The organism is Flectobacillus roseus (genome assembly GCF_030056595.1).
GTDB classification, from domain to species: Bacteria; Bacteroidota; Bacteroidia; order Cytophagales; family Spirosomataceae; genus Flectobacillus; species Flectobacillus roseus.
The window spans coordinates 256,878-272,496 of sequence record NZ_JASHIF010000012.1 but is presented as its reverse complement, the minus strand read 5'-3'; the positions used below and the strand labels follow the sequence as shown (position 1 = coordinate 272,496).

General features: G+C 39.6%; 12 protein-coding genes. 5 read left to right on the top strand and 7 right to left on the bottom strand.

Features of this window, described 5'->3' with window-relative positions:
• The 3 genes from QM524_RS16385 to QM524_RS16375 all read left to right on the top strand — a co-directional run.
• A partial coding sequence (locus tag QM524_RS16385) for a hypothetical protein (protein ID WP_283345399.1) occupies positions 1–822 on the top strand: 822 nt, incomplete at its 5' end.
• Between the two features lie 21 nt (positions 823–843).
• Positions 844–3,822, top strand: a complete 2,979-nt coding sequence (locus QM524_RS16380) for a beta strand repeat-containing protein (protein WP_283345398.1) — start codon at positions 844–846, stop codon at positions 3,820–3,822.
• A 55-nt stretch (positions 3,823–3,877) separates the two neighbouring features.
• Positions 3,878–4,552, top strand: a complete 675-nt coding sequence (locus tag QM524_RS16375; protein ID WP_283345397.1) for a hypothetical protein — start codon at positions 3,878–3,880, stop codon at positions 4,550–4,552.
• 174 nt (positions 4,553–4,726) lie between these two features.
• On the opposite strand, the gene QM524_RS16370 is transcribed toward QM524_RS16375, so the two are convergent.
• The 4 genes from QM524_RS16370 to QM524_RS16355 form a co-directional block, all read right to left on the bottom strand.
• Positions 4,727–5,440 (bottom strand): LytR/AlgR family response regulator transcription factor, encoded by a 714-nt coding sequence (locus QM524_RS16370; protein ID WP_283345396.1) that lies wholly within the window; start codon positions 5,438–5,440, stop codon positions 4,727–4,729.
• 414 nt (positions 5,441–5,854) lie between these two features.
• A complete protein-coding gene (locus tag QM524_RS16365; protein WP_283345395.1) occupies positions 5,855–6,559 on the bottom strand; it encodes a LysM peptidoglycan-binding domain-containing protein in 705 nt (234 codons plus the stop codon).
• 106 nt (positions 6,560–6,665) lie between these two features.
• Positions 6,666–7,154 carry a 5-(carboxyamino)imidazole ribonucleotide mutase gene (purE, locus tag QM524_RS16360; protein WP_283345394.1) on the bottom strand — a complete coding sequence of 163 codons (489 nt, stop codon included), beginning with the start codon at positions 7,152–7,154 and terminating at the stop codon, positions 6,666–6,668.
• A 42-nt stretch (positions 7,155–7,196) separates the two neighbouring features.
• Positions 7,197–8,336 carry a 5-(carboxyamino)imidazole ribonucleotide synthase gene (locus tag QM524_RS16355; RefSeq protein ID WP_283345393.1) on the bottom strand — a complete coding sequence of 380 codons (1,140 nt, stop codon included), beginning with the start codon at positions 8,334–8,336 and terminating at the stop codon, positions 7,197–7,199.
• A gap of 103 nt (positions 8,337–8,439) precedes the next feature.
• Here QM524_RS16355 and QM524_RS16350 point away from each other — a divergent pair, with 103 nt between their 5' ends.
• The gene (locus QM524_RS16350; protein ID WP_095164156.1) at positions 8,440–9,000 is read left to right on the top strand and encodes a DUF6580 family putative transport protein; all 561 of its coding nucleotides are present in this window, start codon (positions 8,440–8,442) and stop codon (positions 8,998–9,000) included.
• Between the two features lie 569 nt (positions 9,001–9,569).
• Here QM524_RS16350 and QM524_RS16345 read toward each other — a convergent pair.
• Positions 9,570–10,142 (bottom strand): META domain-containing protein, encoded by a 573-nt coding sequence (locus QM524_RS16345; protein WP_283345392.1) that lies wholly within the window; start codon positions 10,140–10,142, stop codon positions 9,570–9,572.
• 90 nt (positions 10,143–10,232) lie between these two features.
• On the opposite strand from QM524_RS16345, the gene purN reads away from it, so the two are divergent.
• Positions 10,233–10,802: a phosphoribosylglycinamide formyltransferase gene (gene purN, locus QM524_RS16340; protein WP_283345391.1), complete on the top strand. Its 570-nt coding sequence runs from the start codon at positions 10,233–10,235 to the stop codon at positions 10,800–10,802.
• Between the two features lie 214 nt (positions 10,803–11,016).
• Here the strand turns inward: purN and QM524_RS16335 are convergent, their stop codons facing one another.
• Complete coding sequence (locus QM524_RS16335) at positions 11,017–12,459, bottom strand: TolC family protein (RefSeq protein ID WP_283345390.1); 1,443 nt, start codon at positions 12,457–12,459, stop codon at positions 11,017–11,019.
• On the bottom strand, positions 12,452–15,601 hold the full coding sequence (locus tag QM524_RS16330; RefSeq protein WP_283345389.1) for an efflux RND transporter permease subunit: 3,150 nt from the start codon (positions 15,599–15,601) through the stop codon (positions 12,452–12,454). Before QM524_RS16330 ends, QM524_RS16335 begins: the two co-directional genes overlap by 8 nt.
• Between the last annotated feature and the right edge of the window lie 18 nt (positions 15,602–15,619).

The window sequence follows — 15,619 nt, the reverse complement described above, 5'->3', positions numbered from 1 at the left end:
CCCATAGGTACTTTTGCCCCTATAAGTGCTACGAGTACCTCGATGACAAATTTAGTTGGAGGCGTGGAAGACTTACTACCTTCTACCAATGCAGGGAACTATATCTGGTCTACTCAGCGAACGGCGCTCAATACGACTACAGAGTATGGTTATTTTGCTTTGACAGGAAGTCCAATTCTTCCGAATATCGTAGCAGGTGTAGAGATTCCTTTATTTCGATTCCGTACACAAGCTTGTATTGGCAGTATTCGCATGTATCGCAACGTGGCAGATGGTACAGGTGGCGCAGATACTCCGAAATTAAATTCTGCTAACTCCATATATTTGAGTGGTGTAAGTGGAGCCTTATCAGATAGCTATAAAGACAATTATGGTACAGCGACGGTATGTCCAACGCCTCCGGTATCAGACCTAACGACTAGTATCAGTGGACCAAGTACAGGTACGCCAAGTACTCCTTTTGTGTATACTGTAACGGTAAACAACGTAGGTTCAGGAGCTAGTACAGGTAGCGTGAGTGAGAGCTTTAGCATTCCTACAGGATTAACTTTCAATAGTGGTGGTGGTAGCGGTTGGACTTGTGCACCGACAGGCCCCGTAGCTGGCGCTACAACTATCGTATGTACGAATAGTTCACCGAATATTCCAGCGAGTGGCAGCGTGAGTTTTCCATTAAATGTTACCCCAACAACCACAGGAGGTATTGCAATTAGCGGTATCGTTTCAGGAGGTGGAGAAACCAACACGAGCAACAATAGTGCAACGAGCAATACGACGACGGTAGGCTGTGGTATTAGTGCAGGTGTCCTAAGTAAGCTTTAACCCTAACCAAGCAAGAAAGATATGATGACTTATATAATTCAAGAAAAAGTTCTAGGTTTTTTTCAAAGGTATGGAAAAAGCTTAGGGGTAGCCTTCCTTATGCTTATGTTATGGGAAAGTTCTTATGGACAGGCTTGTAACTACAAATCAGGAACCGTAACGATGAGTTTGAGTGGTCAAACCACAGGCTCAAATGTGAGTTCCCAGTTAGTATTGACGAATTCGTCTGGTGTAATCCAATATGTGTCACCGGTGAATGTAATGAGCATCGCCAATGTGAGTGCGAATACTTACCAAGCGGTAGCGGTGACGTATAACAATAGCGTTTCACCGAATTTGACTGTAGGTGGCGATATCAACCTCGTGAGTTCATGTAGCAAGACGGTGGCAGTACCTATTTCGATATGCGACTGTAACAATGCGACAGGCGTGTTCACAGTAGGTCAAACAGGGAAGACCGCTTTACCGGGTCAGACAGATGTTTATGTTTTAACAGATGGAAAAGGTAGAATCTTATCTATCTCGAATAGTCCAAGTTTCAGCAATAATGGCAATGGTGTTTACAATGTGTATGGTGTAAGTTACACAGGTACAGTTTCAGGATTGACCGTAGGAGGAACCATCAATGGTGTGAGTGGCACTTGTGTAGATATTACCAATGCAGTAGGTTATGTAGTTTGTGTACCAGAGTTAGCAATTGTTAAATCAGGACCAAGTGTAGCAGAAAAGGGAACCAACTATAACTACACCTTAACGGTAAGTAATAGCGGAACGACAAGTACATTTGGAACAACCGTAGTAAGTGATACCTTGGCAACAGGCTTGAGTTTTGTATCAGGCTCAGGAACAGGATGGAGTTGTAGCAGTAGTACAATAGCGGGTGGTCGTGTGTTGGTAAGTTGTACCACAACGACTGGCATTGCCGCAGGAGGCAGTAGCTCATTGAACTTGACAGTAGTGAGCTCAGTGACAGGTACTGTGGTGAACAAAGCATGGGTAAGTGGTGGTGGAGATATCGTAGCTAAACGTCCATCGAACCCAGTGACGACCGTGATTAATGAACCAGCGAAACCAAACTTAGTGATAGCGAAGGCAGGTCCATCGTCAGTAACAGTGGGAAGCAACTTTGATTATACCCTAACGGTTAGTAACAATGGTACAGCGGGGACAAGTGGAACAATCACGGTGACCGATAACCTACCGACAGGTATTGCCTTTGTAGGTTCAAGTAGTACAGGTAGTGTATGGAGTTGTAGTGCGAGTGGACAATTGGTGACATGTACGAGTAATGCATCCATTATTGTGAATGCCAACTCAAACATCATCTTGACAGTACAAGCGGTTAGTGCTGCCAACTCACCAGCAATAAACACAGCTTATGTGAGTGGTGGTGGCGACCCAAGTACTACGCCAAAACCGTCGAATCCAGTAACGACTACGATTAACCCGACACCAAAACCAAGTATTTCGATTGTGAAGTCAGGTCCAGTAACAGCGACAGTAGGCACGAATTACAATTATACCTTGACTGTAAACAATACAGGAAATGCAGCGACGAGTGGAACAATAACCGTAACGGATGTTTTAGCGACAAACTTACAATATGTAGGCTTTAGTGGAGCAGGTTGGAGTTGTAGTGCAGTAGGTCAAACAGTGACTTGTATGACGAGCAATGTAGTGGCTGTAAATGGTAGTAATGTATTGACCTTGACAGTGAAGGCATTGGATGCGGCGAGTGGTTCATCAGTAGTGAATACGGCAAGTGTGATAGGAGGTGGAGATCCAAGTACGACACCAAAACCATCGAACCCAGTGACGACGGATATTACACCAGCACCAAAACCAAACTCATTGATTAGCAAGTCAGGCCCTGTAACAGGAATTGTGAATACGAACTATGATTACACGTTGGTAGTAACAAACTCAGGAACGGCCTCAACAGCGGGAGTAGTTACAGTGACAGACAACTTACCAACAGGCTTACAGTTTGTGAGTGGTGGTGGCAATGGCTGGAGCTGTAGTGCAACAGGACAATTGGTGACTTGTACCAACAGTGGAGTGATAGCTGTAAGTGGTAGTAGCTCGATGAGTTTGACGGTGAAACCAACGCAGGCAGGCACTTACACCAACGTAGGTAGCGTAGTAGGCGGTGGAGACACAAGCACAGAAACGTCTAACAGCGTAACCACAGTAATTACAAACCCACCAACACCGAATTTGGTAGTAGTGAAGTCTGGACCATCAACGGCAACAGTAGGAACGAATTTCAACTATACCTTGACGGTAAACAACACAGGTTTAGCAGCGAGTACAGGAACGATTACCGTAACGGATAACTTACCAAGTGAGTTGAGTTATGTGACATTCAGTGGTTCAGGTTTGACTTGTAGTGCAGTGGGTCAAGCAGTGACTTGTACAACAACAGCTTCGATAGCAGCTAATGGTAGTAGCACGATAGTATTGACAGTGAATCCAACGACGGCACCAGCATCGGGCTTACCAGTGAAGAACACGGCTTATGTAACAGGTGGTGGAGATCCAGTAACGACACCAAAACCATCGAACGAGGTACCAACGACCATCAATGCTTTACCACAAGCTAACTTGACGATCACGAAGAGTGCACCAGTGGTAGCAACAGTAGGCACGAACTTTGCTTATAGTTTCAATATCGCCAATGGCGGAACAGGAGCTACAACAGGAACGATTACTGTGACAGACAACTTACCGATAGGTTTACAATTTGTGAGTGGCCCAAGTACAGGAGGCTTTACTTGTAGTGCAGTAGGTCAAGTGGTGACTTGTAGCAACAATGGATCAACGCAGATACCAGCAGGACAAAGTGTAAGTTTGAGCATCAATGTGAAGGCCAACTTCAGTGGAGTGTTCAAGAATACAGCGGTTGTAAGTTCAAATGGAGGCACACCAAAAACCTCTAATGAGACCACCACAACAGTAAACTGTCCAACAGATATTAATCCAGGGGTACTTGGATTCTAAGACTAGAAGAGAGGGAGTTTTGCTCCCTCTCTATCATACTACAGAAGACAGTGTTATGAAAAAGTACTTTCCCAAAAGCTTCTTGCTGTTATTATCTTTATTAATGATATGTGGTTATACCATGTTAGGTCAAACCTTGGGCTGCAATTTTAAACCAGGTACAATCCAACTAAACTTGAATGGTCAAAGTGTAGGAGCGAATATCGTGAGTTATGTTGTATTAGTGGATGGAGGTAATATTATCAGATATAAATCAGTCGTTAATTCCGGAACCATAGATGCTGTTGGCGTTGGCAGTTATAAAGCTGTAGCCATAACTTGGGATAATACACAAACGAGTTTGCCCTCACTAGAAATAGGGAAAAATCTGGGAGATATAGATCACTGTTTGAAGAGTACGGCAGTTGATTTATCGATATGCGATTGTAATACGACAACCAATAGCGTTACAGTGCCCAATTCAGTAGGTTTGTCTCCTCAGTATATACTAACCGATGGTCGAGGAGTAATCCAGCAAGTACAAAATGGCACAACCTTTTCAGGATTAAGTAACGGAGTGTATAACCATTATGTATTGTGTAATACAAACCTCTCTGCAGTAATTGGAACAAAAATAACAACATTACCGAGTACAGATTTTTGTCGAATCATGCCCCTGTCATACGTGGTATGTGTTGCAGAATGCGCACCTGTGATATGTGTTCCAATGGTAATAGCTAAAATAAGATAGAGCAGAGTAAAATAAAGATATTTGAGCCTAAGGAGGACTTAAAAATACAAAAGATAGAAGTATAGATGAAATTCGTTGCGAGCGGATGATAATCGAACTTATCGTTAAATAAAGACTACGAGCGTAGTCTTTATTTTTGTTTTATAGAGGATAAGAATATTTCTAAGGTAAGAATCATATTAGTAAACGATCAATTAAATAAGAAATGTATCCTATCTTGTTACGATAGGATCGTCCAATTGGTAATTTTTTAGCATTGTTTAATTCAATTTCTTTTGAGGATATCCGTAAAATTTTTTGGGTATTAATAATAAATGAGCGATGTAATCGAACAAAATTTTTGGAAGGAAGACGTTCTTCTAGCGAAGAAATCGATTCTTTTACTAAAATGACTTGATCAAGAAGAAATACATTAGAAAATGTTCCTACAGCTTCAACATAAAAAATATCATTGAAATTTATTTTAGTCATTTCTGACCCAGTAAAGAAAAAGTCAAAATAGTCAAGGTGCTTTACCTTAGGTAGTACATATTTACTAAGAACTCTTATGAGGAGGTTTTGTAACTTCTCGGGATCGATTGGCTTTAGCGTAAATAGAATAACATTATCTATATCATGGGGGTCAAAAATAGTGTCGTAATCATTAGATATAACGATGATAGAGGTATTTTTAGGAATGTCTGCAATTAAGCGAACTTCTTCTTCGCCAACATTATCGACATTAAAAACAATCACCTCAAAATATTCTTGCTCAATTAGGTACCTTGCATGATCCAATGAGGATGCATTTGTGAAGTAAAATGATATGTTTCTGGGAAATACGTCAAGCTCTAAACGTATGTCTTGGGTTAAATCAATATACAGGCTGTAAAATTGAATAGGTCTCATAAATAAAGGCTAGATAATAGATTCTAAGTAACAGGAAAGATTAAACTAATACTATATCTGTGGTACACATTGATTGTACCATTTTGATCATACATTTATACTAATAACTGAAATACGGCTAACTAACAACTCCCTTTTACATAATCGAAACAATGTAGGAGTTTGTTCTAGAAATAAGGACATGATAAGACACAAGATAAGGTGCTTAAATTATAGATGCTTAGGTAAATGGAAAAAACCAAAAAGGTGAAAACCAATGTATTTAATCTTGTACAAAAAAAACAAATTTTGTTCTGAAAATAACAAATTAATAAGAAGAAAACAAGGCAATAGGGTGTACACTTTTATGTGGAGAATCCTTTGTAAATTAACTAAATAGGTCGTCCATAGTAAATGGACGACCTATTTAGTTAATTACTTTAATGGTATGATAATTTTTTCACCTTTTTCGGTAATATCTTTTGTCTTTTTGTTGGCTTGCATAATGAGTGCTTTTGAAACACCATATTTTTGTGCAATAACACGAAGTACATCGCCTGAGCCAACGGTATGAACTTTCAGTACTCTGACCTTTAATTTTGTAACCCCTACTTTGATGCCCTCAGGATTTACGCTAGGATTGAGCTTTTGAAGAGATTGCCATTTGAGATTGTAACGGTTGGCAATTCCAAAGAAAGTTTCGCCTGCTTGCACCACGTGAGTGATTGTTTCGCCTTTGCCTAGGCTAGCATCAGATGCTTTGCTATCCGTGCTTTTCTCCACTTTAGTTTTAGTCGGAGTTTTTTCTTTAGACTCAGATTTTTTCTCTTTCTTTACTTCTTTTTTATGTTCCTCTTTACGATCTGTTTTGTTTTCTTCTGACTCCTTTGCTTTTTCTTGATCTTCACTTTCTTCATCAGAAGTTGCTTCTGCTACAACTGGAGATTCTCTATTATTGTCAATCACAGCAATGCTGTCTGTGCCAGCATTGGTAAGTTCGTTGTCCGAAATAGAGTCTTCCTTTAAGTATTGCCAGCCAACATAGAGTAACGCAGCAATCAATCCCAATAATACTAATAGAGTAATGTTAGGGACTTGAGAACTTTCTTCAACTGGTCGAGGGTTTCTTTTGTCTTCCATCTTCGTAAGGTTAATTAGGGCAAAATACTAGGATTTAGCATATCCCAATAATCTTTCCTAAGTTAACGATTGAACTTGTAAGGGAAAGAGATTTTTGATAAATAATTTATTGAATGGTTTTTTTCAATTCAGTAACCATATCGTCTACCTTGCTACTTAGCTGTTTTTTGTATTCAGCCAAAGTTTCGGCAATCGAAGAGTTTTCGATACCTAACATTTGCACAGCTAAGATTCCTGCATTTTTAGCGCCATTCAACGCAACTGTAGCTACAGGAACGCCAGATGGCATCTGCAAAATAGAAAGTACAGAATCCCATCCATCAATAGAATTAGATGATTTTACTGGTACACCAATTACTGGTAAAGTAGTAACAGAAGCTACCATTCCTGGCAAGTGCGCAGCACCACCAGCGCCAGCAATGATTACTTTAATACCACGTTCACGAGCTGTTTGGGCATATTCAACCATTTTAATGGGTGTACGGTGTGCCGATACAATATCGATTTCGTAGTCTACGCCTAATTCTTTGATAACGTCGGCAGCTTCTTGCATAACTTTTAAGTCAGAGATGCTACCCATGATGATTCCTACCATTGGAATGTATTGATTTTTATGAATGAAATGACGACTAATAATTTATGCGATTACTTTCAACGTGTTTTTCACGAAATCTACTTTTTCTTTCAGTTTTGCTAGGTCATTTTCTACAACAGTAACGTGTCCCATTTTGCGGAATGGTTTTGTTGTAGTTTTACCATATAAAAATGGATACACGCCTGCAACGCTCAAAACGTCGGACATACCTTCATATAGAGCGTCGCCCGAATAACCATCTTCGCCTAAAAGATTTACCATCGCAGCGGTGCTGTGAGCGGTAGTATCACCAAGTGGCAATCCTAAAACGGCACGTAAATGTTGCTCAAACTGCGAAGTATGGTTCGCACGAATCGTGTGGTGACCACTGTTGTGAGTACGAGGAGCTACTTCGTTGATTAGTACTTCTCCATCTTTTGTCAAAAATAGTTCGACTGCAAGTAATCCTACAATCCCTAACTTTTCGGCAGTTTCTATGGCAATCGCTTTTGCTTTTTCGCTAATTTCTTCCGAAACGTCTGCTGGAGCGAAAAGATACTCAACCAAATTGTGAACAGGATGGAACACACACTCTACCGTAGGGAAGGTTTTACATTCACCTTGTTCATTACGAGCAACGATAACAGCGATTTCTTTTGCAAAGTCTACAGCTTTTTCTAAAAGACTCGGTTCTGTAAAGGCAAGGTGCACATCCTCGGCTGAGCTGATGCGCTGAACGCCTTTCCCATCGTATCCACCACGCCCTAGTTTATTGAACGCTGGCAAGAAATCAACATTGACTGCAACAGCTTCGGCATTGTCGGTCAAGACAAAGTCGGCTGTTGGTAATTGATGATCACGATAGAACTGCTTCTGGATACGTTTATCTTGAATCAACTCTAATACTTCTGGTTGAGGGAATACCTTCTTACCTTCAGACTGAAGTTTTTTCAAAGCATCGAGATTGACATTTTCGATTTCGATGGTTATTACTTCGCAGTCTTGACCGAAAGCATATACGGTATCAAAATCCAAGAATGAACCACAGACAAACTCAGGTGCAATTTTAGCACATGGAGCGTTGGGGTCTGGATCGAGCGCCTTCACATGGATGTCTAAATCGATAGCAGCTTGGAGCATCATACGGCCTAATTGGCCACCGCCTAAAAGGCCTAATTTGAAATTTTTCGAGAATACTGGCATGATTTGTAGCACGAAATCAAGAATCGTGTTTATTTATACCCCAAAATTACTGCTAAATATTGAAAGGTTATTAAATTTGTTGTGTATCAAATCAAGACATTTCATGAAAAATTCAATAAACCTTCGTTTTGGGGTAATCGTGGGAATGATTACAGTAGCTGCGTTGAGTCGTTTTTTATTTTTAACCCCTTCTTTAGCCAACTTTTCTCCAGTAGGAGCGATGGCACTTTTTGGAGGCGCGTACTTCGCTAACAAACGTTGGTCGTATGCTATTCCTATGTTGGCATTGTGGCTTTCAAACTTGGTGTTGAACAATGTTGTTTACAAAGAATATTATCCAACTTTCTCTTTTGGAATTGAGCCCGGTGTATTTGTAAGTTTTGCAGTAATGGTAACAGTTGGTATTCTTCTTTTGAAAAAAGTAACTGCACAAAATGTATTATTCGCTAATTTGTTGGGAACGCTTGCTTTTTTCTTAGTTTCTAACTTTTTTGTTTGGACTGAAGGCAAGCTTTATACACAAGATATGAATGGTTTGGCATTGTCTTACGCAAATGCAATTCCATACGTAAAAAATACTTTGATGAGTAACCTTTTGTTTTCAGCTGTAATGTTTGGGGCTTTTGAGGCGGCTAAACGTCAGGTTCGTGCATTGGCTTACTAAAGTACTTTCGCAAGAGGAGTCACCTTCTAATTAGTGAATTGCGATTTAGTAATTATTTTTAAATCTATATTTCATGAGTAGAGACGTAGTGCTTTGCGTCTAAATATGTACTCTTCCGAAGTAAAGTATCAAAAAAAGCGGTCGAAAAATCATTTTCGACCGCTTTTTTTGATACAATATGTCAGCATAATACATCAGTAGATTTAACGAATAATCGCTCAATCACAAATCACTAAATTTGGTATGATACCTGAAAAATAAAGGGCTACCAAAGTAGCCCCATCGATAGGTTAGAAGTAAGCAATTTTTTATACATTAAGCGGTGTAATGTCTGAAAACGAATAGGAAATACAAGCATTCTGGCCATTACGCTGTCAATCTAAGAGAGCTGGATTTTTTCCACAAAGCAAATCATCCTTGTATTTAGCCCATTCAATGATAACTTTAATAGAGGTGCATATTGTGTGTTAGAACCTCTTTAGGTGTAATATCTTGGCAGGTAAAATAATGTAATGTCAAAATTTATTTAGTAAGACAATATTTTCAAAAAAGGTTTAAAAATATAAAACTTAATTTTTGATATAAATTAAATACATTCCACCATTTCTAGAGGGTTGATTATCAGTCTTAAAGTCTCCAAGATGTAAGTACGTTTTTCCGTCAGTATCTTTAAATATTTTAAAATCTTTTGTGGCGTTTAAGAGCGTGAAATATCTCAACTCGCAATTCATCAAATCTTCTGGTCCTGCCATTTTAGTACTTCCTAATTGTGTTATAGCAGCTTTCCCAATCTGAGTATTCTCATCAAAAGATAGTATTTTCAGTCCACCAAAAATCGAATTAACGGCTGATTTTCCGTTGATGACAAATGTGTCTGTGGTATTGTCGACTAGTTGATTGGTAATGTTTAGTGTAATGTCATGCGACATTTTACTAGATGAACACGGTTGATCGATCACATCGCCAAGGAAAACATATTTGAGTGTCCACGTGCCTTTTAGGCTATCCAAATTACCGATATTTCCTTTGGCAGAGGCATCATTTTCGATAGGATGACAAGCACTTGCACCAATCATAAAAAGCAAAAATAGAAGTCCAATTTTCATAAATTTTACAGTTAACGAGTTTAGAATCTTTTTCATTTTTGAATAAAGAGTACAAATGCAGTAGTATGGTTGGAACGTATCCTATAAATTTGTAAAAAAATGTAGAATAAAACTCCCTCAAAAATCTTGAAAAATCTTGCTGTATTTGCCTCTGGGTCAGGCTCGAATGCCGAGCGTTTGGTTGAATATTTTAAAGATTCAGATTTGGCTCAAGTCAAATTGATTCTTTGTAACAATCCTTCTGCTGGTGTAATCCAACGTGCAGAACGTTTGAATATTCCTTTGGTATTGTTTAATATAAGCGAATTTAAGTCAGATAAGATTGTAGACTTATTGAAAGAAAATGAAATTGATTGGGTAGTTTTAGCAGGTTTCTTGTGGTTGATTCCTTCGAATTTGGTAGCGGCATTTCCTAACAAAATCATCAATATTCATCCTGCCTTATTACCTAAATTTGGAGGAAAAGGCATGTATGGACATTTTGTTCACGAAGCTGTGGTGGAAAATAAAGAAACCGAATCGGGTATTACGATTCACTTTGTGAACGAACATTATGATGAAGGAGCTATTATTTTTCAAGCATCATATCCCGTAACTCCTACCGATACTCCTGAAGATGTAGCTAAAAAAGGACAAGTGTTAGAGCATAAGCACTTCCCTGAAGTGGTAGAAAAATTGCTGAAAGAAGAGATTTAAGACGCAAGACTTCATTCTTACCTATTTAGTGAATTGAGATTGAGTGAATGAGTGATTATTTTAAAATTGTATTCTAGTAGTAGAGACGCAATGATTATGTCTTAAGCCGAGTCAGATATAGCATAGTAGTATCAAAAAAGCGTTTGGGAAATATTTCCCAAACGCTTTTTTGATACATGGAGTATAGTCCTAATTCTAAAACTCAGACCTTCTTCTATTTCCAGCCGCCACCTAATGCTCTGTATAGTCCAACTACGGCATTGTACTGCTTTTTCTTCACGTTAATTAGCTCAATTTGTGACTGTAAGGCATTTTTTTGAGCGGTAATTACCTCCAAATAGGTAGCACGACCCGAACGGAAAAGGTCGGTTGAAATTCCAATCGAATTTTTTAGCGTGTTTACTTCCTCTGACTTTAATTTATAAATATCAGCGTTAGTTTTTATCAAATAAAGATAGTTGTAAACTTCAGTAAAGGCGTTTACAATACTTTTTTGGTAGCCGATATAAGCAGTTTTTTGTTCGGCACGTGATGCCATCAAGTCTGCTGCTAAGGCCCTTCTATTGGCAATCGGTGCCATTAAACTTCCTGCAAGACCGTATGCTGCTGAGGCTGGATTCAGTAACAGTAATGCTTTAAAAGACTGTAAGCCTAAATTAGCATTGATGTTGAAAGATGGATAGAATGCCGCTTTTGCCGTGTATAAATCAGCATTTCGTGCTTGCAATTCCAACTCCGCTTGACGAATATCGGGTCTGTTTTTAAGTAATCCTGACGGAACTCCAGCCGAAAGTGTAGGAGGAATAACTTTCTCCCAAGCAAATTTAGGTCTCTTGATAGGCTGTGGATAACGACCCATCAAAAAGTTGATTCGACTTTCATTCTGGATAATTTGTTGATTTACTTCCACTTTCATGGCAGCTGAGCTGAGTAATTGGGCTTTTAGTAATTCTACCCCTAGTTGATTGGCTTCACCTGCTTGCTTCATTACTCTGACAATGTCGAGAGAAAACTGCTGTAGTTTAATATTTTCTTCTAAAAAGTCTAATTCATTATCTAAAATCAAAAGTTCGAAATAAGCATCTGCAATTTCGGATACTAGCTGAGTTTGCACTAAGTTTTTTCCAAATTCAGAAGAAAGGAATCGGGCTAGTGCTGCCTTCTTTTGACTTTTGAGTTTTCCCCAAACATCTACTTCCCATGAAGATTGCAATCCTAACATATAATCTGGAATGAAAGGTTGTGGGATGCTTTGTTTGTCATTGAGGTTAGTCGAAAATTGCGTGTCATAATTCCCAACTCCATCAATGGTATAATCTCCAAACTTTTTTCCACCTGCAACGACGCCAGCGCTTACTTCTGGAATCCCCAATCCTCGACTGAAACGAATTCCTGCACGTGCTACTTCTACTCGTTGCATTGCTACTTGCAAGTCAAAGTTATTATTCAGAGCCGTATCAATCAGAGCTGATAGCGTGCTGTCAGCAAAAAATGTCCCAATATTGGGAATCTCTTTTTGAGTTGAGTCTGAATAACTAGTAAAAGTACTTGATGCCACCAGTAAAGGCTTGTTTTGTGGCACTTCAGGTTTGATTTTACAGGCCCCTAGTCCTAGTACTACCAGAGCCAATAAAAGACCTTTTTTATATCTAAACATAAGCTTCTTCAATTTTTTTGTTGTTTTTGGACTTCTTTTTACTCGCTAAACTGGCAAAGAGTACATAAAGCCCAGGGATAATCACAATACCGAAAACAGTACCAAAGAGCATTCCGCCTGCCGCCGCCGTACCGATAGTTCTGTTACCAATAGCACCAGCTCCTGAAGCCGACATAAGGGGTAACAATCCTGCGATAAAGGCAAAGGAGGTCATCAAAATTGGACGGAAACGGGCAATAGCACCTGAAATGGCTGCTCGGACGATGGTTCGTCCCTGAGATTGTTCGTGCATCGCAAACTCCACAATCAAAATGGCGTTTTTACCCAATAAACCTATCAACATGACCATGGCAACTTGAGCATAAATATTGTTTTCAAGACCAAAAATGTACAAGAAAAACAATGAGCCAAAAATCCCAATAGGCAAAGAAATCAATACTGCAAGAGGAAGGATAAAGCTTTCATATTGTGCTGAAAGCAATAAATACACAAACAACAAACAAATTAAGAATACATAAATTACTTGGTTACCAGACAAAACCTCTTCACGTGTCATACCCGACCATTCGTAAGTATAGCCACGAGGAAGTTTAGCTTTTGCCACTTCTTTAATAGCTTTGATGGCATCACCTGTACTGTAGCCTGGAGCAGGCTCACCATTGAGCATTGCCGAAAAATACATATTATATCGTGTCAATTGCTCTGGACCGTACACGCGCTCGATTCTACTAAAAATAGCATAAGGTACCATTTCTCCATTCTTGTTTTTGATACGCAACTTCATAATGTCTTCAGGCTGTGCTCTAAACTTGGGGTCAGACTGAACCATTACCTTGTACATTTGTCCATATGTAATAAAGTTGGTCGCATAAAAACTACCAATCAATGATTGGAGGTTACTCATGGCATTGTCTACCGAGATACCTTTTTTTGCCGCTAAATCTTGGTCAACATGAATGAGATATTGAGGGAAGTTAGGGTTAAAACTTGAAAACACGTTCTTAATTTCAGGACGTTTTTGGAGTTCTTCCATAAACTCATCCGCTACTTTGGCAATATTCTGAAGATTACCTGTGCCCGTTTTATCTAATAAACGCATTTCGAAACCACTGGCATTTCCAAAGCCCGGTACAGCAGGAGGAGGGAAGAATTGAATATCGGCGCCTTTAATATGTTTTGTTTTAGCAATTAACTCATCAATCAATTTATTTGCGGTGGCCTTTCTTTCTTCCCAAGGTTTAAGGTTGATAGTACTCATACCAAATGATGCACCAACGCCGTCGGTCATCATACTAAAACCTGATAAGCTTGATATTGAAGATACCTCTGGTAGGGTTTGAGCTATCTTATCGATTTGGTTCATAACCTCTTCTGTTCGCTCAAGGGTAGCGCCTACAGGCGTGGTTACACTAGCATAGATAGTTCCTTGGTCTTCGGTAGGAATAAAGCTGGTTGGTAAGATACTTGCTACACCCCATGAGCCAATACTAAATGCGATTAGTACACCCAAAGTAACCAACTTACGATTGACGATTGCTTTGAGCAATGAGCCATAACGACCAGTCAGTCGGTTGAATTGATGGTTGAAAGCATCAAAAAAACGAGTTACAAGGTTTTGCTTTTTCTCACCATGATGAGGGTTCTGTAAAATCAATGCACATAAAGCTGGTGTAAGCGTAAGGGCATTGACCCCCGAAATGACAATCGCAATAGCCATAGTCACTGAAAATTGTCGGTAGAACACCCCAACTGGACCATCCAAAAATGCTACAGGAATAAATACCGCCGACATCACTAAAGTAATGGCGATAATAGCGCTACTGATTTCGTTGATAGACTCGATGGTGGCAAGCTTGGCGCTCAAATGTTTTTCCTCCATTTTGGCATGGACAGACTCCACCACTACTATGGCATCGTCGACTACAATACCAATCGCTAATACCAATGCGAATAAAGTAAGTAGGTTAATCGAAAAGCCAAACAACTGCATGAAGGCAAATGTACCAATCAAGGATACAGGTACAGCAAACACAGGAATCAAGGTAGAACGAACATCTTGCAAGAATAAGAATACCACAATAGCTACCAAGATAAATGCTTCAAACAAAGTTTTGACTACTTCATGAATCGAGGCATCTAGGAATCTGGATACGTCATAACTTAGCGTATAAGTCATGCCAGGAGGGAATGAGGTTTCTTTCAAAAACTCCAAGCGAGATTTAATATCTGCAATAACCTGACTTGCATTCGAGCCTGGGCGCTGTTTGAGTACGATAGCTGCCGATGGCTTTCCATTTTCTTTTGAAAGTACATCATAATCCAATGAGCCAAATTCAATATCGGCAACATCTTTCAAACGAAGCATTTCTCCACTATCCGTTACTTTGATTACCACGTTTTCATACTGCTCTTTTTGGGTCATTTTACCCGTATAGCGCAATACATACTGAAGTGATTGTGCCTGACGACCAGAGCTTTCCCCGATTTTACCCGGGGCTGCTTCTACGTTTTGCTCACGAAGTGCTTTGATAACATCTTCTGCCGAAAGTTGATAGGCATCCAAACGCCCTGGCTTAAGCCATACACGCATTGCATATTCTCGCGAACCCATGATGTCGACAAAGCCTACACCATTGATACGCTTTAATTCTGCCAATACGTTGATGTCGGCAAAGTTGTAAATAAATTTTTCGTCGAGAGTTGTATCTTCGCTAATCAAGTTGATGTAAAGAAGCATACTGTTTACTTCTTTTTCGGTCACAACACCAGCTTTGATTACTTCTTCAGGCAACTCATCAAGCACAGTTGTCGCGCGGTTTTGTACGTTTACTGCCGCTACGTCGGGATCGGTACCAACTTCGAAATATACTTGAATAATACTTGTACCGTCGTTACCCGATACCGAGGTCATGTAGGTCATTCCGGGCACACCATTGATGGCTCGTTCGAGGGGAGTCACCACCGCTTTGGCACAAACTTCGGCGTTGGCACCTGTATATTTGGTTGTAACAGTAACTGCTGGAGGAGCAATATCTGGATATTGCGTCACAGGAAGGCTTGTCATTGATAATAAACCCAAAATCACAATGAAGATGGATATAACCAACGATAGCACGGGTCTATTGATGAAATTACTAAACATAGTGAAAAATCTTAGGGT